A 21,724-nucleotide genomic window follows, 5' to 3' on the forward strand; every position below is an offset into this window, starting at 1 on the left:
TGCCACAGGCCGATCCGGTATCCGCCGGGGACCTGGGTGCCCTCGGTGATCGAGTCACCCAGCGGCATCACCCGCACCCCGCCGTTGGACTCCGCCCCGGCCACCCCCGGACTCATCACCACGCCCAGCGCCGCCACGGCCACGGCCAGCAGCGCCGCAGCCCACCCTCGCTTCCACGTACGCATGTTCAACCTCTCTCCAGCGCCGGCGGGCAGGGCTGCTCGGATCATTGTGTTAGCGCTAACATCCATGGTGGTCCGTTTTCCGGTGGATCGCCGCCGTGAGGTGACGGCTCATGCGGCTGGAAATGGTGACATGCCGGCGTATGGCAGGAGAATCGCCGGCTGGAAACCGCATCGTGGCGACGGCGTTTTATAAGGCCACGCCAATCTCCCGCCGTACACGGAAACTCTTGTGTCATGTGTCGTGGACGCAGGGACATGCTGTCCGTCCCGGGGGCCGAGGCATTCCGGCCTCGGTGACGCGGGGCGGCTTCTGTCAGCGCTGGCCGGGAGCTTGCCGGGCGTATCCCTTCTTCACAGGTGATGGATGGTGGTGACGGTGGTGGTGCGGAGCCAATACGAGGCGACGGTGTGCCGTCAAGGCTCTCAGCCGGGCGCGCCGGGAACGGGAAAGCCGAGCGCGGCTCATCTGGGGTTTTCGGGGTCGCCGCACCGGTTCCCGAAGGACCGGTGCTGAAAGTTACAGCAGTGGGTCCCGCCTCGCCGTGACGGCGCTGCCGCAACATTTCGGGAGGACGCACGGGAGGTCGCGGTATATGCCGGCGGTGCACGACGGGCAGAGCGTTCGAAAACTATATGGCTGGCCTTGACATGTTTCGGGATAGTTTCCACACTGACTCTCCGAAGGCGGTCTCCTGCCGGCTCGGTGGTGCGCGGCAGGGCGCTATCCGCGATGCCCCGGTGCCGTGCGTCCACGGTGACGGGGCGCGATGTCGATTCCGTGGGCTTTTCCGCGTCTTCCCGTATTTCCGCTTCTCTCGTTTCCCCCGCGATTCAGTCATGGAGGCTCAGGCATGGGCACAAACGCCCTACCCCCGCCCAACTCCCGGCGATCCCGCAGCGGCCTGCGGGCCCTGCTCGCCGGCGCTCTGGGTGTAGTCAGCACAATCACTGCACTCGCGGTGCCGGGCCCCGCCGATGCAGCGGCGAGCACGCTCGGCGCGGCGGCCGCGCAGAGCGGGCGCTACTTCGGCACCGCGATCGCCTCGGGCAGGCTCGGCGATTCGGCGTACACCACGATCGCGGCCCGTGAGTTCAACATGGTGACGGCCGAGAACGAGATGAAGCAGGACGCCACCGAGCCCAACCAGAACCAGTTCAACTTCAGCGCCGGTGACCGCGTCTACAACTGGGCCGTGCAGAACGGCAAGCGGGTGCGCGGGCACACGCTGGCCTGGCACGGCCAGCAGCCGCCCTGGATGCAGGGCATGGAGGGCAGCGCGCTGCGCCAGGCGATGATCAACCACATCAACGGGGTGGTGGGCCACTACAAGGGCAAGATCTACGCCTGGGACGTGGTCAACGAGGCCTTCGACGACAGCAACGGCGGCCGGCGCAACTCCAACCTGCAGCGCACCGGCAACGACTGGATCGAGGTGGCCTTCCGCACCGCGCGCGCCGCCGACCCGGCCGCCAAGCTCTGCTACAACGACTACAACATCGACAACTGGACCTGGGCCAAGACGCAGGGCGTCTACAACATGGTCAAGGACTTCAAGCAGCGCGGCGTGCCGATCGACTGCGTCGGGCTGCAGTCGCACTTCAACAGCGGCAGCGCCTACAACAGCAACTACCGCACCACGATCTCCAGCTTCGCCGCGCTCGGCGTCGACGTTCAGATCACCGAGCTGGACGTCCAGGGCGCCTCGCCGACGACCTACGCGAACATCGTCAACGACTGCCTGGCCGTCGCCCGCTGCGCCGGCATCACCGTGTGGGGCGTGCGCGACCAGGACTCCTGGCGTTCGGGTGACACCCCGCTGCTGTTCAGCGGCAACAACAAGAAGCCCGCCTACGACGCGGTGCTCAACGCCCTGAACAACGCCCCGCCGAGCCCCACCCCCACGCCGACCCCGACCCCCACCCCGACTCCTACGCCTACGCCGACTCCCACGCCGACCCCGACCCCGACTCCCACGCCTACGCCGACTCCGACACCCTCGCCGTCGCCCAGCGGCGAGCCGGGCGCCTGCCGGGTCAGCGCCACCGTCAACGCCTGGAACAACGGCCTGACCGAGGACATCACGATCACCAACACCGGATCGTCCGCGATCAACGGCTGGTCCCTGGCCTTCACCCTCCCCAGCGGGCAGACCATCACCAACGGATGGAACGCCACCTACTCCCCCAGCAGCGGCCAGGTCACCGCCCGTAACGTCAGCTACAACGGCTCACTGCCGGCCGGCGGCTCCGCCCAGATCGGCTTCCAGGCCACCCACACGGGCAACGCGGCCAAGCCCACCGCGTTCGCCCTGAACGGAGCAACCTGCAGCCTCTCGTGACGGCGCGAATCAGTCCGGGTCAGGACGATTGACCCCGGTGCAGCACTGGACGGCCCTTGATTGATCGTTGTTCTGGCTGAGAGAAGAACGACGACAACCAAGGGCCGTTTCCGCACGCGCGGGTGAGGCCTCGAACCTGGCCTGAAGATCCAGGGCCCGTACAACCGATCAGGCCTGGCGGCGGCGAAGCCGGGCGTACTGCAGCGCGGGCGGGGTGGTGCCGTAGTTGTCCTCGGGGTTGAGGTCCGTTCCCGGCGGCACGATGGCGTCGATGCGGTCCAGGACGTCGTCGGTCAGGTCGACGTCGGCGCCGGGCAGGAGCCCGTCGAGTTGGCCGGCGGTGCGCGGCCCGATCAGCACGGACGTGACGGCCGGGTGCGCGCGGGCGAAGGCGATCGCGAGTTGCGGCAGCGTCATGGACACCTCGTCGGCGAGGACGGCGAGCTCCGCGAGCCCGGCGGCCTTGAGCCTGCCGGCCGGCGTCGCCGGATCGTACCGGGACGGCTGCGACGAGGCCCGGTGGCCGGTCGTGAGGTCGGCCCGGCCGGACAGCCACCCGCCGTTGAGGGGGCTGAAGGTGAGGACGCCGAGCCCGTGGCGCTGGGCGGTCGGGAACACGGCGGCCTCGGGCTTGCGGGTGAAGATGGAGTACATCGCCTGCTCGGCCACGAATCGGTACGTCCCAGTGCGCTGTGCCGTCCACTGCGCCTCGGTGATCAGCTCCGCGGAGAACATGGAGGAGCCGAACGCCCGGATCTTGCCGGCGCGGACGAGGTCGGTCAGGGCGGAGAGCGTCTCGCCGACGTCGGTTTCGTGGTCGGGACGGTGCATCTGGTAGAGGTCGATGTGATCGGTGTCCAGGCGGCGCAGGCTGTCTTCGACCGCGCGGACGATGTACCGCCGGGAGCCGCCCCGCAGGTTGGGGTCCTCACCCATCGGCAACCCGAATTTCGTGGCGATGACGAGGTCGTCGCGGCGGCCCTTCACGGCCTTCCCGACGATCTCCTCGCATTCGCCGTGAGAGTAGACGTCCGCGGTGTCGATGATGTTGATGCCGGCGTCGAGTGCGCGGTGGATGATGCGGGCCGCGTCGTCGTGGTCGCGGTTTCCCATGCTGCCGAACATCATCGCGCCGAGGGAGAGCTCACTGACGGACATCCCGGTCGCGCCGAGGGTTCTGCGTTTCATCGCTACGTGCCTTCTGGATTCACAGGGCTGCTGACCTGCCCATGGCACCATGGCGGCCCGCTGCGCCGTGAGCCCGATCCTGCCTCCGCCTTGCACGATCCTGTCAACCTCGCGTGTCCGGCGTGCCGGGGGTCCGGTCACGCCGCCCGGTGCGCGGATGGTTAGCTGGCGGGCATGGACCCGCTTGACGAGATTCGGCGGCTGATCATGCGGCACACCGCCGGTGACGACCGGAGGGTGATCGCGGAAGGAGTGACGATCGCGTCCGTGGACCGGCCGACACCCCCGGTCGCCGCGATCTCCGAGCCGTCGCTGGCGATCGTCGCGCAGGGTGTCAAGCGCACGGTGCTGAACGGCGTCCCGTACGACTACGGCGCCGGCCAGTACCTCGTCGTGTCGGTCGACCTCCCGGTGATCGGGCAGGCGCTGAAAGCCAGTCCGGATGAGCCGTTCGCGGTCTTCAGCATGACTCTGCGTCCGGCGGCCATCGCGCCGCTGCTCCTGGAGACGACCGCGGCCGGAAGACCTCCGGCGTTCACCGGGATGGGGGTGAGCGACGCCACGCCGGAGCTGCTCGATCCCGTCCTACGCCTGCTGCGCGTCGCGGACCGGCCGGACGATCTGCGAGCGCTGGCGCGCGGGTATCGGCGGGAGATCCTCTGGTGGCTCCTCAGCGGCGATCAGGGCGCGGTCGTGCGGCAGATCGGCCTGGCCAACGGCAGCCTGGCGCACATCTCCCGGGCGATCCGCTGGATCCGCGAGCATTACCAGGAGCCGTTCGTCATCGCGGATCTGGCGGGGCTCTGCGGTATGAGCGCGTCGTCGTTTCACCGGCACTTCCGCGCGGCGACGTCGATGACGCCGGTGCAGTTCCAGAAGCAGATCCGTCTCCAGGCGGCCCGGACCCTGCTGATGACCCGGCCCGAGAACGTGGGGGAGATCGGGTATTTCGTCGGTTACGAGAGCCCGTCGCAGTTCAGCCGCGAGTACCGCAAGGCCTTCGGCACCTCCCCGGGGCGGGACGCCGCGCAACTGTCCGCCACGGCGCAGGACGCCCCGGGGCCGCGGGGACCGGCGGACGAGCCGGCATGACCACGGCCCCGGCGATCGTCGTGTGGGAGATCACCCGGATCCGGCCTTCACCCGGTCCGTCTCCATGGGGAAGCCCGTGGAGGGACGGACGGACGGCCGCTCGCGATTCGACTCGAACGTCTCGTTGCCGACGGTCAGATCCACCCAGGGCGACATCAGCGTCAACGCCGCCGGGACGGGCAGGCTCGGCCGTCAGGCCGGGCCAATACCGTTCGACTCTTTCGCGTAGCTCCTCAGGGGCCTCGTCCGGGTTCGCGACGGCCGCCGCCCTCATGCTGCGCCAGTGGTCCCTGACCATCTCCGACCGCTTGCCCGCCATGACGCCTGTCTCCTTGGTCTGACATTCGCTGTGGTCACCGCCTGCTTCCGCGGTGACTCAGGTACTCGACGCGGGCCTCATGCCGGTTTGGAACGGAAAGTTGTGACGGGCGCTCGTACGAGCCTTCAGAGGGCGAGGGTCTCCAGGTTCACGGCGTCGGCCATGGCCCGGGCGCCTTCGTCGTTGAGGTGCATGCCGTCGCCGCTGTCCAGGGCGGGGTGGATGTAGTCGGGGTCTTCGGGGTTCTCGACGGCCCGGGCCACGTCGAAGACGGCGTCGAAGGCGTCGGTGGTACGGATCCAGTCGTTGACCTCGCGCCGGGCGGCGAGGCCCTCCGGTGTGCTGATCCCAGGGGGGACGGCGCCCGCGAAGGGGCCGATTGTGGCGGCGAGGATCTTCAGGCCGGCCTGGTGGGCGCGGTGGGCCAGGGTCGTGAACCCCTCGATGAGGGCGACGGAGGTGGCGGGAGGCCTGCCGGTCATGCCGGGAAGGCCGAGGTCGTTGATGCCGAAGTGCACCAGGACGTGGGTCACGCCGGGGATCGAGACAACGTCGCGGTCGAAGCGCGCCAGCGCGTGCTCCCCGACCTCGTCCCGCAGCAGGCGGTTTCCCGCGATGCCCTGGTTGACGACCCATCCCCGCTTGAGGCGCCGGTTGAGGAAGTCAACGGAGCGGTTGTTCGCGCCGGTCGTGGATCCGACCCCTTCGAACCAGGAGTCGCCGAACGCCACGGCGATCGCGGTGTCGTCCGGGACGAGCACGTCGACGCCCGAGACGAAGAACCTGGCTTCCACCTGTTCGGCCCCGGGAAGCGTGGGAGACGTGACGTGGTTGCCGCCGGCTATGAGAGCGGTCTCCTTGGGCATGTGGGAATAGGTGGCCAGACCTGTCTTCTCGGGGAGATAGAGGTCGAGGACCAGGTCGGCGCCGGGGGCGACGGCCAGTTCCATCGGATCACTGACGGCCTCTTCTCCCGGCGGGATGGTGACCCTCCCGGCGCCGTCGAAGGTGAGGGCGGCCTGCCCGTGTTCGGTGGCGGCCCTCGCGGCGGCGATGGTCAGCGGGGTGCGGCCGTAGCGGTTCGTCAGGCGTACGCGGAGAAGTTCTCCTCCGCCGGCCATGTGGAGCACCTGGCGCACCGTCTGGTCGTCGAAGCCGCGCGGTTCGGTGAGCTTCAGCTCCTCGTAGGGGCTGATCACTGCGGTGCGGAAGCCGGCTGTCCAGATCATGCTCGCTCCATTCGTCAGAGTCCCAGCAGGATCTCCGCCAGTTCCTCCGGCTGGGAGGCGAAGGGAGAGTGGCTGGTCGTGAGCGTTCGCACGTCGGTGGGGTTGCCGGGACTGCTCTTGTTGGCCTCGTCGACGAAGCGCCGCTGGGCCGCGGGCGGGAGGGCCCGATCGCGGGTGCAGGTGATGTACGTGCGGGGGATGCGGCCCCATCGGCCCGGCGTGACGGTCACCGGTTCGGTGAGCGGGCCGATGGGCGTGTCGGGGGTGAGAAGGTTGGCGACGGCCTCCCAGTCGTGGTCGTCCACGTCGGCGGCGAAGGTCTCCTTGACGCGGGCGCGGTAGTCCGGGTCGCCGGACCGGAAGTCCATGCGCAGCGCGCCGGTGACGCCCGGGTCGGCGCGGAGGATCGAGGGGATCAGGCCGGTGGAGTATTCCGGCGCGTCCATGTAGTCGCTGAACGACGTGCCGTCGGCGATCATCCAGGCGGACAGGTAGACCAGGCGGCCGATGAGCCCGGGGACCGTCTCACCCACCCGGTTGAGCACGAGCCCGGCCATGCTGTGGCCGAGCAGAACGATCTGGTGATGGGGCATCCGTTCGGCGAGCCGCCGGACGGTGCCCGTGACCTGGTCGCAGTAGTCACGCAGGGTCAGGTGCGCGAGAGGGGAGGGCTCTGTCGCGAACTCCTGCGGGTTCAGGGGCCGTGTGGTGTACGAACGGGGGAATCGCGCCCCCAGCCCGTGCCCTGGCAGGTCCTGCGCGACGACGTGGTGGCCCTCCTGGGCGAGGAGCGGCGCCAGCCGCCCGAACGCCCACGCCCCGTGTGCGCCACCGTGGACGAGCACGAACGCCTTCACCGGCTCCTCCCGGTTCACCGACGTCCTCATGCGGGGGTGACGGTGTAGTCGTCGGCGCCGCGGAAGACGCCAGCGTTGCGACGGGCGAACTGGGCGAAGGTGGTCGGTTCGATCCCGAAGTGCTCGTGGGTGCTCAGGTCGACGGTCGAGCGGCCCAGCCGTCTGCGTTCCCGGAAGAGCTGCGCGAACGCGCTCGCGCGCGGCGGCGGGTACCCGGCCGCCAGCCAGTCCCGCTGCTTTTCCTCCGAGGTCACGTCGCGGTAGCGGACCGGCCTGCCGATGGCGTCGGAGATGTGCCGGGCGGCGTCGGCCATCGTGAGGGCCTCGGGGCCGGTCATCGGATAGGTCCTGCCTTCATGGCCGGGTGTGGTGAGCACGGCGTAGGCGATCTTGGCGATGTCCTCGATGTCGATCGGGGCCATGGTCGTGTCACCGAGCGGCAGGCGAAGCTCGCCGTGGGCGACGATGTCCGGCACCTCCTCGAAGTACACCTGCATGAACTGGCTCGGCCGCAGCAGCGTCCACGGCACACCCGAGGCGATGAGGTAGCGCAGGATCTGCTCGTGGCTGCGGGAGGACCGGAACCGCTCGTTGTCGAACCCGTCGACCGAGTCCTTGCCGGAGAACTTCACGATGTGCCCGACTCCGGCCTTGATCGCGGCGTCGATGAACGTGCACTGCGTCTCCAGCAGCTCCGGTCCTGCGCCGGAGATCATCAGCACGCGGTCCACCCCGGCCAGCGCGGACTCCAGCGTCTCCGGCCAGAGCATGTCGCCGTGCACCACGTCGACGCCCGGAAGCGCCCGCAGGTCTCCGGCCTTCTCCGGGTCCCGCACGAGCGCGCGGACCGGTGTGCCGTGGCGGGCGAACTCGCGGACGGTGGCGGAGCCGGGGCGTCCGTTGGCTCCTGTGATCAGAATCATCGTTCCTTCTTCGCTTCGAGAACGAGCTTTCGCTCTGAGAACGAGTCGAAGATTACATAGGAGAAGTGTTCAGTACAACTTTGATACCAACAGGATCCGTATCGGAACAGTTCATCGGCTAGACTCGGCGGCGTGCCAAGCATCGACGGCGTGGGAAGCGCGCGAACCTACGGCGACGCCTGCGCCGCCGCACACGCCCTCGACCTGGTCGGCGAGCGCTGGGCCCTCCTCGTCGTACGCGAACTGCTTCTGGGCCCCAAACGGTTCAGCGACCTGCGGAGCGGGCTGCCCAACGCCGGTCCCAACCGCCTTTCGCAGCGGCTGCGTGAGCTGGAGCAGACCGGCATCGTCCGCCGCCGCAAGCTCGGCCCGCCCGCGCGGTCCTGGGTGTACGAGCTGACCGACTGGGGACGGGAGCTTCAACCGGTCCTCGTCCACCTCGGCCGCTGGGGCCGGCAGTCGCCGTTCCGTGATCTCGACGCCGGCATCAGCGTCGACGCCCTCATGCTGGCGCTGCAGGGAGACTTCTCCGCGGAGACGGGCGGCGGCCTGTCCGCGACCTACGTGCTCGTCTTCGGCGACGACCGCGTCACCGTGCGCGTCGCCGGCGGCGTCATCGGCATCACCCGCGGCGAACCCTCCGCGCCCGACGCGACCGTCACCACCGACCCCAGGACGTTCGCCGCCGTGCTGACCCGGAGGCGCAGCCTGGAGGAAGCCGTGCACGCCGGAGACATCACCGTGTCCGGCGACCTGAACACGGTCCAGCGCCTGCTCGACTCCTTCCCCCGCCCCGAGACGGCCGAGACGCCTCCGGCGTGACCGGACACCCCGGGATCGGGCCGTGCGTCGCCGACCGGCTCGCGGCCATGGCGCGTTGAGTCCCCCGCCGGCGGCAGGGCGCGCCTCCTTCCACGCCGACCCCGGCTGATCAGCCGGGAAAGATCATGCGCTCAACGGGCCGCCCCTGTCCAAACCGGCGCGTGCGCCGCGTCGGTTATCGGGACATCGACGACGGCCCGCGGCGGGAGGAGCTCATCAATGCGGACGAGGCGAGCGGTGGTCGCCGGGGAGACCGGTGACCCGCGGGACACTCCGGTCACCCGGTACCGGGCCGTCTTCGCGGTGCGGGAGTTCCGGGCTGTCTTCGCCGCCCACGTCCTGTCCGTCCTGGGCGGGGTCTTCGCCGAGGTCGCCCTGGCCGTGCTCGTCTTCCGCCAGACCGGCTCGGCGCTGCTGACCGGACTCATCTTCGCGCTCGGCTTCCTGCCGTACGCGCTCAGCGGGGTGCTGCTGTCCGGCCTCGCCGACCGGCACCCGCCCCGCCGGCTGCTCGTCACCTGCGACCTGCTCAGCGCGGCGTGCATGACCGCGATGGCCGCACCGTGGACGCCGCTCGCCGCGCTGTTCGTCCTTCGGTGCGCCGTCGCGGTCATCGCACCGCTGTTCACCGGCACCCGGGCGGCGAGCATCGCGGACATCCTGCAGGGCGACCTGTACGTCCTCGGCCGTTCGCTGGTGCGGATCGTCGCGCAGACCTCCCAGATCATCGGCTATGGACTCGGCGGCCTGGCGCTGATCTGGATGCCGCCCCGCGCCGCGCTGTGCGTGGCCGTCATCACCTTCCTCGGCTCCGCGCTCCTGCTTCGCCTCGGCACCCGTGACAGGCCCGCCCGGGCATCCGGGAACAGCGCGACCACGGACCGGTCGCCCGTCTCGACCGTGCGGCTGCTGGGCGACCGCCGCATCCGGGCCCTGCTGCTGATGTGGTGGATCCCGCCGATGTTCTTCGTCGTCGCCGAGGGAGCGGCCGCGCCCTACTCGGACGCCGCGGGGGCAGGCTCGGCGGGGTTCGGTCTGTTCCTGGCCGCGATGCCCGCGGGAACCGTGGTGAGCGAGCTCCTGGCCGGCACGTTGCTCACGCCGGTCACGCGCGACAGGATCGCGCTCCCGCTCGCCGCCGTGTCCTTACTGCCCATGGCCGCGTTCGCCGTCCATCCGCCGCCGGCGCTGGGGGTGGTGTTCATGCTGCTCACGGGGCTGTGCGCGGCGTACACGCTGGGCATGGACAGGTGGTTCGTGGACGCCGTGCCCGAGCAGACGCGCGGGCGGGCGATGTCCTTGCTCGGCGCCGGAGTCATGACCCTCCAGGGGCTCGGCATGGCCGTCGGCGGCGCCGCCGCGGAGGTGCTGCCCGCGTACGAGGTGATCTGCGGAGCCGGGGCCATCGGCACGTTGAGCGTGCTCGGCGTGCTGCGATCAGTACGCCACTCGGCCGAGCGCGCTCGCATCGATCCGGGTGAGAGGAGGTGATCGACATGCGCAACTGGCTGCCCAACTAACCGCACACCACCGGCCGGTGGGGCGGCGGTTTCACGGCCGCCGCCCCACCACGCGTCTTCTTCCCCGTGTCAGACCCGGGCGGCGCCGAGTTCGGTGAGCAGGGCGTCAAGCACGTGCATGGCGCGCCAGGCCTTCGTCATACCGAACTGTGCGGCAAACCGTACGACGGCACGGGCCTCCTCCGGTGTGGCGCCGGCGCCGAGGGCGCGCGTCAGATGAGCGCGGAAACTCTCCCGCAGGGTCTGGAAGAGCACGTCGACGGTCATCGTGATGAAAGCGCGCTCACGGACCGACAGCAGCCGCATGCCGGCGCGCATCCGCGACTGCAGGTCCATGTAGACGCCGAACGGCGCGTCGAGGGCGGCCACGGCCTGCCGCATCGGCTCCGGCATCGGGCTGCCCGTGCCGTCGGCGTTCACCTCGTGGCCCTGGCCGGTGGGGGCGGGCAGGGCGTGCTCCCGCTCCAGGTCGGTCAGGCGGGTGAGCGCCGCCAGGGCGGCGGGATAACCGCTGTCGTAGGCGACGAAGCGGAGCATCTCCCGCAGGTCGTCGGCCGACAAGCCGCAGTCCGCAGCCATCGTCACATGCCGTTCGAAGGGCGGGCCGAGAGTCTGCAGGCAGACGTCGGCTGTGAGGCACAGCAGGACCTTCTCGCGCGCGGTCAGCTCCGGGGCCTCGTCCCAGAGCAGGCGGTCGGTGGCGGCGCTCATCTCGGCGAACACCGGGTCCAGCGCCTTCACCTGGTTCTCCATGGGCGTTCCTCCATAAGTAAACGACTGTAGCGCTACGACTGTAGTGCAATAGTGGCCTGCCTACAATGGGGCCACCATGGACACGACCCCCTCCACCCAGGCCGGCCCTCCCGCCGGCAGGCGGGGCCGCAACCCGCGCGGCCAGGGCGAGCGGCTGCGCGAGGACATCGTCGGCGCCGCCCTGCGGCTGCTGGACGAGCACGGCGACGACCAGGCCCTGTCCATGCGCGCGGTGGCCCGGGAGGTCGGCGTCGCGGCGACCTCCGTGTACATCCACTTCGCCGACCGGGACGCGCTCGTCCTGGCCGCCCTGGAGAGGTTCCATCGCGAGCTCCTGGAGGCCGTCGACCAGGCGGAGACCGGCGCCGCCGATCCGGCGGAGAGGCTGCGTGCCCGTGTCCTGCTGCTGGGCACGTGGGTCCAGCGGCATCCCGGCCTGTACAAGGTGCTGCACGAGAGCACGCTCAACCGCCGGATGGCCATGTCGTTCAAGCAGGAGCTGGCCGAGCGCACCACCGCGGCGGTGCAGCGGTGCATCGACGCCGGGCTCGCCCCGGCCGGTGACGCCGCGGAGGTCTCACTGGACCTGAGGGCGGCGGTGCACGGGGCCGTGTCGATGCGGGTCAATCAGCCCGACCTGCCCTGGCCGCCGCTGGAGGAGCAGGTCGATCGTTTCCTGGCCAAGCTCGTCGGCCTCACACTCGCCGCCGGCCGCTGACCGGAACGACGGACGCGGCTCAGCCGGTGGCGGCGCGGTCGTCGTCCTTGACGCGGGCGAGGAAGAAGTCCCGGACGTCCTCGGCGAGCAGCTCCGGCACCTCCATCGCGGCGAAGTGGCCGCCGCGCTCGAACTCCGACCAGTGCCTGATGTCGTACAGCCGCTCGGCCAGCGGGCGCACCGACTGTGTGATGTCGTGCGCGAACACCGCCACGCCGAGCGGCACCGGGCACGGCTCGATCCGCCGCGGGGCATCGCGGTGCAGCCGCGCCGAGGAGGCCGCGGTGGCGGTCAGCCAGTACAGCGAGATGTCGGTGAGCATCCGATCGACGCCGACCGGCGTGCGCGGATCTGTCCACTGCGCGAAGCGCTCGGCGATCCAGGCCAGCTGGCCGACCGGCGAGTCGGTCAGCGCGTAGCCGATGGTCTGCGGGGTGGTGGCCTGCAGAGCCTGGTACGGCGGACGGTTCGCCATGAGCTGCCGCACCTTGTCGAGCCGGGCCTCGTCCGTTTCCGACAGTTCGACGCCGGCGTCCGGGGCCGGCCGGGTAGGCAGGTAGTTGACGTGCACCCCGACGACCTGATCGGGGGCCACCGCGCCGAGCGCCATGGAGATGCCCGAGCCGAAGTCGCCGCCCTGCGCGCCGTAGCGCTCGTACCCGAGACGGCGCATCAGCTCGGCCCAGGCCCGCGCGACCCGGACGACGTCCCAGCCGCGCTCGTGGGTCGGCCCGGAGAAGCCGTAACCCGGGATGGACGGAATCACCAGGTGGAAGTCGCGCGACAGCGGTTCGATGACGTCGAGGAACTCCAGGAACGAACCGGGCCAGCCGTGGGTGAGGATCAGCGCCGGCGCGTCCGGTTTCGAGGACGGGACGTGGACGAAGTGGATGTTCTGGCCGTCGATCTCGGTGGTGAAGTGCGGAAGCTCGTTGAGTTTGGCCTCGTGCTCGCGCCAGTCGTAGCCGGTGCGCCAGTATTCGGCCAGCTCCTTGAGCCGCGCCAGGGGGAAGCCGTAGTCCCACCCGGCGTCGGCGACCTCGTTGGGCCAGCGGGTGCGGGCGAGCCGGTCGGCCAGGTCGTCGAGGTCGGCCTGGGGGATGTCGATGCGGAAGGGCTTGATCATGGTCTCGGCTCCAGGGGGAGATTCGTTCGGTGGTCAAACGTTCGGATTACTAACGTTCGTCGGTCAAACGATAACATATTCATTAGTGTTCCCAACGATTCGGTAGGCTTGTCCCATGGAGAACCCGTCCGCCGAGACGCCCGCCAGGTGGGAGAGCCTGCCCAGCTGGCTGCTCACCCAGACCGCCGGTCACGCGCACCGCCTGGTGGGTGACGGGTTCTCGTCCGCCGGCGCCCGCGGCTACCATTACCGCCTGCTGGCGACGCTGGAGGAGCTCGGCCCGGCCAGCCAGGCCGCGCTGGGCCGCCGTAGCGGCATCCACCTCAGCGACATGGTCGCGACGATCAACGAGCTCGCCGATCGCGGACTGGTCGAGCGCGCCCCGGACCCCTCCGATCGGCGGCGCAACGTCATCTCGCTGACCGCCGCGGGCAGGCGGCAGCTGCGGCGGCTGGAGAAGCGGCTGGCCGAATGCCAGGAGGAGCTGCTGGCTCCGCTGTCCCCCGAGGAGCGGCAGCGGCTGATCGAGCTGCTGTCCAGGCTGCTGGACCACCACACCCGGCGAACCGGCACGCCCGAGGAGCCGTGGCGCTGACCGGGAACGCGCGGCAAAGACATGATCTCGCGCCGGCGGTTTCCCCGAGTTTCGCCCATCACGCCCGGGTACGGGCACTGAGCCGGCAGGGGAGGGCTCCCGCGCACCGATACCGCGCTGCAACCGGCGTTCCCGTAAACCGTCTCCATGACAGAAGACGACCGCAGATCAATCAAGCGCCTGCCGGCCGCGCTCACGGCCGGCCTGGGGGCGATGCTCCTGGCCGCCTGCGTGGCGGGGGCGGGGAGCTCAACCGGACAGGCTCAGGGGGCGAGCGGCTCGGCGGGGCGGTTCGACCAGGCGCCCTCCGTACGGGCTCCGTCGTGCGTCGAGCCGACCAAGGAGCCGGAGGATCTCCGGCCGACGACCCTCGGCACGATCGAGCAGGCGTACCGCTGCCTCTTCGAGCACTATTACGGCGGCGCGAAACTGGACGACCGCACGCTGCTGAACGCCGCCTTCTCCGGGCTCGTCCACGAGCTCGACCGGCGTGGCCGGACCGTCCCGGACGCCATGGCCCCTCCGCTGACCGGGAACCGAGAGGCCGACTGGGCCGCGTTCGCCGCCGTTTACCGGCGGATCGACGACGCGGTGCACGGGGAAGCGGCCCTGCGGCAGGCGCTGGCCGAGGCGGCCCTCCGGGGCATGGTGGGCGCCCTGCACGACAACCACGCCAAGTGGCAGCGGGTCCTGATGCCCCCCGGGGCGGCCCCGGACAAGCAGTACGGGCTGGGGTTCGTCACCACACCCTTCGCCGGCCTGGTCCGCAGCGCGCCGTGGCAGGCGGTGCCGCCGCTCTACGTCACCTCGATCTCCGGAGGGCCGGCCGCCCAGGCGGGCCTGCGGCCGGGCGACGTCATCGAGGCGGTGAACGGTGCACCGCCGTTCGCCGGGGGCGTGCTGTCCACGGGCGCCGTGGACGCGCTCTTCTCCGACGCTCCCGGCGAGACCCCCGTCCGGCTCACGATGCGCCGGCCCTCCACCGGCCGCACCTGGACCGTCACGCTGAAGTCCGCCTCGTTCCCCGAGAACCCGGACAGCACCCGGGCGGTCACCTCCCGCCTGGTGGACAAGCACGTCGCGTACGTCCGGCTGCTGGGGTTCCGGGACGGCGCGGCCGATGAGACGTTCGCGGCCATCGCCCGCATGCGCGAGAGCGGGAAGCTCCGCGGGGTCGTCGTCGACCTGCGCGGCAACCGGGGCGGCTCGCCGGACGAGGTCACCCGGCTGCTGGGCGGGTGGGTCCACGGCAAGGTGACCGCCTACCAGTGCGACGTGAACGGCGCCTGCGAGACGAACCCCACCGACGACGGCGTCGCGCTCGTGAACCTGCCGTTGACGGTGCTCACCGACGGCGACTGCGCGTCCGCCTGCGACCACTTCACGTCGGCGGTCAAGGACCTGCGCGCCGGCGTCCTGGTGGGCACCCGCACCGCCGGGGTGGTCTCCGGACCGGCCCGGCCGTACCTGCTCGACGACAACAGCGCCCTCTTCCTGCCCGAACGGCACCACCTCGGCCCCCGCCGCGAGGTCGTCGACGGCAGCGGCACGGCGCCCGACCACTACGTCCGGCTGACGGCGGAGGACGTCTCCGCCGGAAGGGACCCGGTGCTGGCCGAGGCGCTGCGCCTGCTGCCCTGACCCGGGCCGGCCGTCGCTGACGGGCGCGCCCTCCGGGCCCGGACGCAACGAGCACCTCGGGCTGAAGCCGTCGTCCGCGTCCCGATAGCCTGGTCTGACGGTGGCCCCGGACCGCGAGGAAGGGGGACTCGCACATGTCGGATATGGCCAACAGGGCGGACTGCCTGCTCGATGCGATGAACGCGCACGACCTGGAGGCCGCCCTGCTGTGCTACACGGACGAAGCCGTCTACGTGTCGCCGGCCGGAATCGGTGAGGGCCGCGACCAGATCGCCTCGTTCCTGGGCGTGATGCTCACAGCCTTCCCCGACGTGCGCTGGACGCCGTGGAACACGTTCGTCGTCTGCGGCAACGTCGTGATCACGCAGTGGACGATCACCGGAACGCACCTCGGCCCGATACTGATGCCGAACGGCGAGGTCATCGAGGCCACCGGCCGGCCCATCAACGTACGCGGGTGCTCCTTGCGCACCATGGACGGCGATCGCATCGCCGTCCACTGCGTCTTCTACGACCAGCTCGAACTGTACGCCCAGCTCGGCGCCGAACTCGTCGTCAACCGCCCCTGATCGCCGCGCGTGCCGGGCCTCGCCCCGGGCCGGTTCGCCCTTGTTCGCGCGGCGTGTAGGCTGCCTCGGCGGTGATCGCGGGCGTACCGCACCTCTCGGGTGCGGGCGCGCGGCCGGTCCCGGAACAGAAGGCGGATGAGCGGCCGGAGGCCGCTCGTACCGGGGAGGTCGGGTGGACGCGCTGCGGCGCCGGTGGTGGGCGCCTGTCGTTCTCGCGTACGCCGCCTTCATCCTGGTGGGGGTGAGCGCCGGCGTCGGCGGGGTGCTGCTTCCCGCGCAGATCCGCGACTACGGCCTCGGCAACGCGGTGATCGGGACCACCTTCTTCAGCTTCTCGGCCGGGTTCATGCTGGCCGGCTCGACCGCGGGCCCGCTGATCCACCGCTTCGGCGTGCGGACGTCCCTGGTCGCCGGAGGCGGCGCGTACGTGCTGGCGGGGCTGTGCACCGCCGCCCGGCCGCCGTTCCTGGCCCTGGTGGCGATCCAGCTGCTCGCGGGGTACGGCACCGGCGTCATCGAGTCGGTGCTCAACGCCTACCTCACGGGCCTGCCCCGGGCGACGACCCTGCTCAACCGTCTGCACGCGTTCTTCGGTGTCGGCGCGCTGCTCGGGCCCCTGCTGGCCACCTGGATTCTGGAGCGCCAGCCGTGGACGATGGTCTGGCTGGTCCTGGCCCTGGTCTGCCTGCCGGTCGTGGCCGGCTTCCACCTGGTCCTCCCATCGCACAAGACGCGCGACGAGACGCGCGACGAGACGCGTGACGAGACAGGAGACGAGGCGCGTGACGGCACGCCTGTAGTGCCGGCGGCGGGCGACCGGCTGCTGGCCGCCGCGTCGCGGGAGCCAGCTGTCCTGCTGGGCGCCGCGTTCCTCACGGTGTATGTCGGGCTGGAGATGAGCGTCGGCAACTGGGGGTTCAGCTTCCTGGTCGACGGGCGTGGGCAGGGCGACCTGCTGGCCGGGTACACCGTCTCCGGATACTGGCTCGGGCTCGCCCTCGGCCGCTTCTTGATCAGCCCGGTGTCCGCGAGGTTCGGGATGACCGACACGGGCATGACGTTCGCCTGCCTCGCGGGGATCACCGCGACCGCCCTGCTGACATGGCTCGTGCCGGTGACGGCGGTGGCGACCGCGGCCTTCTTCCTGCTGGGCTTCTGGCTGGGGCCGATCTTCCCGACCACGATGGCCGTGGCGCCGAGGCTGACCGTCGCCCGGCTGGTGCCCACGGCCATCGGGCTGCTGAACGGCGTGTCCGTGATCGGCGGCGCCGTGTTCCCATGGCTGGCCGGCACGATCGCCCAGGGAATCGGGGCCTGGACGCTGCCGCCGTTCGCCGTGGCGCTGGCCCTGCTGCAGTTGGCCCTCTGGTGGCAGGTGACCGCGCGCATGAGCACGGCCGGCCCTCTCTCGCCGACAGAGCGCTGACGGCCAGCGGGGGAGTGGCCCGTGTTCGAACGAACCAATGAATCTACGCTGTAAAGGGCCGGGCGTGGATGTGATCGCACCGCCGGAGGTCAGTCCGCCGCGAGCCGCTGGGCCGCCGTTCATCCTTCAGCACGTGCGCCGGCGGTCCACAGAGGGGAGATAAGTGGCCCACTCCTCCGGTGTCAGGTCGCGGCCGATCTCCTGGCAGAGCCGGCCCACGAGCGGATCGGGCCGGAGCGGCCAGCGGATGATCCTGCCGTCGTCTCCCCCGGAGATCAGGTCTCCGTCGGCGGTGAAGGCGAGACCTTTGACCGGTGCGCTGTGGCCGGTGAGGGTGGCCGCCGGCCTCCTGGACGGAAAGTCCCAGACGATGATCGTCCGATCGTCGCCCGCGGACGCGAGCGCGCGGCCGTCCCGGCTGAAGGCGATGACCTGGACCGGTGCGGTGTGACCGCTCAGCGTGTCGTGAAGCTTCCCGGTCCGCGTGTCCCAGAGTCTGACGGTACGGTCCGCCCCGGCCGTCGCGATCAGCTCGCCGTCCGGGCTGAAGGCGACGTCGAGCACCGAGCCCTGCCCGGTCCTGAGGGTGTGGACCTCCCGGTCCCGGGCCAGATCCCAGACGACCAGGTTTCCGTCGGGGGCGGTGGTGGCGAGCAGCCGATCGCGCGGGCCGAACGCCAGGGCCGAGGCGAGGTACCCGGGACCAGGGAAAGGCGTCTCGGCTAAATCGCCGGGATCGCGGACGTCCCAGCGGAACCGGGTGAGCGCGGTCGCGACGAGGAAGCGCCCGCGCGGGTCGAAGCCGACGTCGGTGGAGGCGCCGAGTCCCTTGTAATCGACGGTGGTGAGCCTGCGCCTGCCGGCGACGTCCCAGACGGTGAGCGTGTGGCTACGGGTGACGGTCGCGAGCCGGCGGCCGTCCGGGCTGAAGGCGGCGGCCCGGACCTGATCGGGATGGCCGCCCAGGGTGGCGACCGGCTTTCCGTGCGCGTCCCACAGCCGGACGGTGGTGTCGTTGCTCGCCGACGCGACGATCCGGCCGTCCGGGCTGACGTCGATGTCGTTGACCGCCCCGCTGTGCCCGCTGAACGGAGGGAGGGCGCGCTGCCGGATCACGATGGTCGGGCCCAGTCCGCTCGAGGCGAGCATCGAGCCGTCGGCGCTGAAGGTGAGCGACAGCGCCTCGGTGCGGCTTCTGTCCTGGTAGGTCTCGACGGGCTGCCGCCGCGCGATGTCCCAGACGGTGATCAGGCCGTCCTCGTCGGTGACGGCGATCCGCCCGGCGACGGGAGCGGACATGTCCCAGATGTACGGCGACCGCCTGGGCAGCGCGGACAGCGCCGTCACGCGGTCGTGGGCGACGCGCCAGAACCGCACCCCGTGATACGGCGATCCCGTGGCGAGGGTGCCGTCGGCGGAATCGAAACCCAGCCTGTGGACGTTGTCGGTGCCGAGCGTGGCCACCACGGTCCCAGAGGCGACGTCCCACACGCGCGGCTTCTCGGTTCCGCCTGTGGACGACACCAGGAACGCCTGGTCGGGGCTGAACGCGAGAGCCACGACCTCCTCCCGCCGTCCTTTCAGGGTGCGTCTGGTCCCGGTGGTCAGGTCCCACACCTCGACGGCACCCTTGCCGGCCCCGACGGCGATCTTCGTCCCGTCGGGGCTCAGCGCCATCGCGTCGGTGAGTCTCTTCCGGGGCTGCCGGAACACCGGCCGGCGGGAGCCCAGGTCCCACACGACGATCGAGCCCTTGGACGCCCCGGGCGCGGGCTCCCTGACGACGGACGCCAGCAGCCTGCCGTCGCGGCTGAACGCCACCGCCCTGGCCTGGACCTCCCCGGCGCCCGCGACTTCCGCGTGCTCGGACAAGGTCGCGACGCGGGCCCGGCCGCGCGGGTCCCAGAGGCCGACCGTTCCGTCGCTGCCGGCCGAGGCCAGCCGGGAGCCGTCCGGGCTGAACGCGACCCCGAAGATCGAGGGGCCTTCGGCGTTGAGCTCGATCCGGCGCCGCGCCGCGGCCGACACGCTGATCAGGGCGCCGCGCGTCTCGGCCTCCGGATTGAGACGGAACGCGGCGATCGCCAGCAGGCCGGCCAGATCGGGATCGGTGCCGAGGAGTGATCGGGCCTCCAAGGACAGCTGCCGGGAGAGGGCGACCAGCTGCTGACGGCCTGCCTCCTGGCCCTGCCGCACGGCCACGCCTCCGCCGGACAGGGCGAGCAGGAAGAGCACGGCCATCGCGGCCAGGAGGCGTTGCAGGAGCCGGGTGCGGCGTCTCGCCGCGGTGCGCTCGCTGTCCTCCAGCGCGCGGCTGGCGCGCAGAAAGGCGCTTTCGACGTCGTTCAGCTCCTGCGGGTGATCCTCCGCCCAGGTCTTGGCGGCGAGAAGCTGGGCGCCTCGGTACAGGGCTCCGGAGTCGCGCTCCAGTTCCCGCCACGTCTGCGCCGCGTCGGTGAGCCGCCGGTGGACGAACAGGTTCTCGCGGTCGTCGGTGAGCCAGCGGTGAAGCCGGGGCCAGGCCCGGATCAGCGCCTCGTGCGCCACCTCCACCGTCTGCTCCGCGAGTACGACCAGCCGTGCGGCCGCGAGCCGGTCCAGCACGCCCGAGGTGACCTCGGGGTCGGCCACGCCGACGAGCTCCGCCCGGGAGATGGGACGCCTGGTGTCCTCGGTGCCGTCTCCCAGCGCCGTCAGTCTCACGAAGATCCGTCGTGCGGCCTGCCGCTCCGCGGGGGCGAGCTCGTCGAAGACCCGTTCCGCGCTCTGCGCGATGGCCCCGCGCACGCCGCCGGCCGCCTGATAGGCCGGCAGCGTGAGGCTCGGGCCGGTGCGGGTGCGCCAGGTCTCCAGCAGCGCGTGCGAGACCAGCGGCAGGCTGCCCGGCTCCTCCGCGGCGTCGGCAAGCACCGTGGCCAGCAGGTCGGGCTCCACGGTGAGCCCCGCCCGGGCGGAGGGACGGACGACGGTCTCGTGAAGGTCCGCCGGCGACATCGGTCCCACGAGCAACTGGGCCTCGCCGCCGAGAGCCTCGACCAGGCCGGGGTGCTGAGTCAGGTGGGCGAGGAAGTCGGCCCGTATGCCGAGCACGAGAACGACGCGGCGGCCGGCGCCGAGCGCCAGGCCCAGCAGGGCCTCGACGAAGCGGCGGCGTTCTCCCTCGTCGGCGCACAGCGTGAAAATCTCCTCGAACTGGTCCACCACCAGCAGCAGGCGGGTCTCCCCGGCGCCGCCGAGCGCGGCGTTCACGGCGGTGTCCATGGCGGTGTCCACGGCGGCGGGATCGCCGGACAGATCGTCGCGGAGCGCATCGGGATCTCCGCCGGACGTCTTCGCCACCAGGTCGGCCAGCGTGTCCAGCGGGTGCTCGCCCGGCGTCATGAGCAGGCCCCGCCAAGGCCCGGCCGTGCCGTGCCGGCTGGAGATCGACCCCAGCAGGCCGGCGCGCAGGAGAGATGACTTCCCGCTTCCCGACGCCCCGAACACGCCGACCACCGGAAGTCGGTCGACCAGCTCGCGGAGCCGGTCGACCAGCTGAGAGCGGCCGAAGAACCATGCTTCGTCCTCCGGCTGGAATGCCATCAGACCCCGGTACGGGCAGTCGTCCGCGGCCCATTCCTCCGGCTTCCGCTGCGTGGAGGCCGTCCGTGGTGGTCCCAGGGAGGGGAGAAGCTCCTCGTCGCCGCGGAGCATCGCCTCGTGCAGACGCTGGAGCGCGGGACCGGGTTCGATGCCGAGCTGAGCGTTCAGCAGGTCGCGGGTCCGGCGGAAGACCTCCAGCGCCTCGACCTGACGGCCGGACCGGTACAGCGAGAGCATGAGATGGGCGCGCAAGCTCTCGCGGTACGGATGCTCCCGGGTGAGATCGGCCAGCTCGGCGGCAACCTCGATGTGCCGGCCCAGTTCGAGCTCGGCCTCCGCCAGCCGTTCGTGGGCGGTGAGTCGCGACTCCTCCAGTCGCCGGGCCTCCTCGGCGATGAGCGGATGGTCGCCGAACTCCGCGAACGCGGGCCCCCGCCACAGGTCCAGCGCCGCACGCAGCCGGTCACGGGCCTGTTCGAGATCTCCACGGTCCAGGGCCGCGCCTCCTTGCGCGGCAAGGCTGCGGAAACGTGCCGCGTCGAGGGAGTCGGTGATGAGCGCGTACCCGCCCGGCCGTCCAGGCAGGACATGGGCGCCGAACACCCGCCGCAGCCGGTGGACGTAGAGGTGGATGTTGCGCCGCGCGGAGGCGGGCGGCTGGTCACCCCAGACGGCGGCGATCAGCCAGTCGATCGACACCGGCTGGCCGGCCTTGGACAACAGGGCGGCAAGGGTGAGCTGGAGTTTCGGTGCTCCGCTGACAGGGACCGGCCGGCCGTCGCGGGAGACACTGAGCGGTCCGAGAACGTGAAATTCCACCCAGATTCCGCCCCCTCGGAT

17 protein-coding genes and 1 pseudogene are annotated in these 21,724 nt (G+C 71.0%); 9 read left to right on the forward strand and 9 right to left on the reverse strand.

Annotation, left to right across the window (positions count from 1 at the left end):
• Positions 1–185 (reverse strand): annotated as a pseudogene (locus AB0B72_RS37110) (SGNH hydrolase); the annotation flags it as partial.
• 851 nt (positions 186–1,036) lie between these two features.
• Here AB0B72_RS37110 and AB0B72_RS37115 point away from each other — a divergent pair.
• Complete coding sequence (locus AB0B72_RS37115; RefSeq protein WP_367744235.1) at positions 1,037–2,524, forward strand: endo-1,4-beta-xylanase; 1,488 nt, start codon at positions 1,037–1,039, stop codon at positions 2,522–2,524.
• Between the two features lie 168 nt (positions 2,525–2,692).
• On the opposite strand, the gene AB0B72_RS37120 is transcribed toward AB0B72_RS37115, so the two are convergent.
• Positions 2,693–3,712 (reverse strand): aldo/keto reductase, encoded by a 1,020-nt coding sequence (locus AB0B72_RS37120; protein WP_367744236.1) that lies wholly within the window; start codon positions 3,710–3,712, stop codon positions 2,693–2,695.
• Positions 3,713–3,886: 174 nt separating this feature from the next.
• On the opposite strand from AB0B72_RS37120, the gene AB0B72_RS37125 reads away from it, so the two are divergent.
• Positions 3,887–4,804: an AraC family transcriptional regulator N-terminal domain-containing protein gene (locus AB0B72_RS37125; RefSeq protein WP_367744237.1), complete on the forward strand. Its 918-nt coding sequence runs from the start codon at positions 3,887–3,889 to the stop codon at positions 4,802–4,804.
• Positions 4,805–4,834: 30 nt separating this feature from the next.
• Here AB0B72_RS37125 and AB0B72_RS37130 read toward each other — a convergent pair whose 3' ends face one another.
• The 4 genes from AB0B72_RS37130 to AB0B72_RS37145 form a co-directional block, all read right to left on the reverse strand.
• A complete protein-coding gene (locus tag AB0B72_RS37130) occupies positions 4,835–4,960 on the reverse strand; it encodes a hypothetical protein (RefSeq protein ID WP_367744238.1) in 126 nt (41 codons plus the stop codon).
• Positions 4,961–5,248: 288 nt separating this feature from the next.
• Positions 5,249–6,352 carry a GDSL-type esterase/lipase family protein gene (locus tag AB0B72_RS37135; RefSeq protein ID WP_367744240.1) on the reverse strand — a complete coding sequence of 368 codons (1,104 nt, stop codon included), beginning with the start codon at positions 6,350–6,352 and terminating at the stop codon, positions 5,249–5,251.
• 14 nt (positions 6,353–6,366) lie between these two features.
• Positions 6,367–7,239, reverse strand: coding sequence for an alpha/beta hydrolase (locus AB0B72_RS37140; protein WP_367744241.1), 873 nt, complete (start codon positions 7,237–7,239; stop codon positions 6,367–6,369).
• A complete protein-coding gene (locus AB0B72_RS37145) occupies positions 7,236–8,132 on the reverse strand; it encodes an SDR family oxidoreductase (protein ID WP_367744244.1) in 897 nt (298 codons plus the stop codon). The genes AB0B72_RS37140 and AB0B72_RS37145 overlap by 4 nt, the downstream gene beginning before the upstream one ends.
• A 132-nt stretch (positions 8,133–8,264) precedes the next feature.
• Here AB0B72_RS37145 and AB0B72_RS37150 point away from each other — a divergent pair, with 132 nt between their 5' ends.
• Both AB0B72_RS37150 and AB0B72_RS37155 read left to right on the forward strand, forming a co-directional pair.
• Positions 8,265–8,954, forward strand: a complete 690-nt coding sequence (locus AB0B72_RS37150) for a winged helix-turn-helix transcriptional regulator (RefSeq protein ID WP_367744245.1) — start codon at positions 8,265–8,267, stop codon at positions 8,952–8,954.
• Positions 8,955–9,173: 219 nt separating this feature from the next.
• A complete protein-coding gene (locus AB0B72_RS37155) occupies positions 9,174–10,445 on the forward strand; it encodes an MFS transporter (protein ID WP_367744246.1) in 1,272 nt (423 codons plus the stop codon).
• Between the two features lie 98 nt (positions 10,446–10,543).
• On the opposite strand, the gene AB0B72_RS37160 is transcribed toward AB0B72_RS37155, so the two are convergent.
• Entirely contained in the window at positions 10,544–11,227 is a 684-nt protein-coding gene (locus AB0B72_RS37160; protein WP_367744247.1) for a carboxymuconolactone decarboxylase family protein, read from the reverse strand.
• Between the two features lie 76 nt (positions 11,228–11,303).
• Between AB0B72_RS37160 and AB0B72_RS37165 the strand changes: the two genes are divergently transcribed.
• A complete protein-coding gene (locus tag AB0B72_RS37165; protein ID WP_367744248.1) occupies positions 11,304–11,945 on the forward strand; it encodes a TetR/AcrR family transcriptional regulator in 642 nt (213 codons plus the stop codon).
• Positions 11,946–11,964: 19 nt separating this feature from the next.
• Here AB0B72_RS37165 and AB0B72_RS37170 read toward each other — a convergent pair whose 3' ends face one another.
• Positions 11,965–13,071 (reverse strand): epoxide hydrolase family protein, encoded by a 1,107-nt coding sequence (locus AB0B72_RS37170; RefSeq protein ID WP_367744249.1) that lies wholly within the window; start codon positions 13,069–13,071, stop codon positions 11,965–11,967.
• A 115-nt stretch (positions 13,072–13,186) separates the two neighbouring features.
• Between AB0B72_RS37170 and AB0B72_RS37175 the strand changes: the two genes are divergently transcribed.
• The 4 genes from AB0B72_RS37175 to AB0B72_RS37190 all read left to right on the forward strand — a co-directional run bounded on the left by AB0B72_RS37175 (position 13,187) and on the right by AB0B72_RS37190 (position 17,302).
• Positions 13,187–13,666 carry a MarR family winged helix-turn-helix transcriptional regulator gene (locus tag AB0B72_RS37175; protein ID WP_367744250.1) on the forward strand — a complete coding sequence of 160 codons (480 nt, stop codon included), beginning with the start codon at positions 13,187–13,189 and terminating at the stop codon, positions 13,664–13,666.
• 147 nt (positions 13,667–13,813) lie between these two features.
• A complete protein-coding gene (locus AB0B72_RS37180; RefSeq protein ID WP_367744251.1) occupies positions 13,814–15,307 on the forward strand; it encodes a S41 family peptidase in 1,494 nt (497 codons plus the stop codon).
• 134 nt (positions 15,308–15,441) lie between these two features.
• A complete protein-coding gene (locus tag AB0B72_RS37185) occupies positions 15,442–15,876 on the forward strand; it encodes an ester cyclase (protein ID WP_367744252.1) in 435 nt (144 codons plus the stop codon).
• Between the two features lie 172 nt (positions 15,877–16,048).
• Complete coding sequence (locus tag AB0B72_RS37190) at positions 16,049–17,302, forward strand: sugar MFS transporter (RefSeq protein WP_367744253.1); 1,254 nt, start codon at positions 16,049–16,051, stop codon at positions 17,300–17,302.
• Positions 17,303–17,428: 126 nt separating this feature from the next.
• On the opposite strand, the gene AB0B72_RS37195 is transcribed toward AB0B72_RS37190, so the two are convergent.
• Entirely contained in the window at positions 17,429–21,703 is a 4,275-nt protein-coding gene (locus AB0B72_RS37195; RefSeq protein ID WP_367744254.1) for a BTAD domain-containing putative transcriptional regulator, read from the reverse strand.
• Positions 21,704–21,724 lie beyond the last annotated feature (21 nt).

This window comes from Microbispora sp. NPDC049125, from assembly GCF_040802045.1.
GTDB lineage: Bacteria > Actinomycetota > Actinomycetes > Streptosporangiales > Streptosporangiaceae > Microbispora.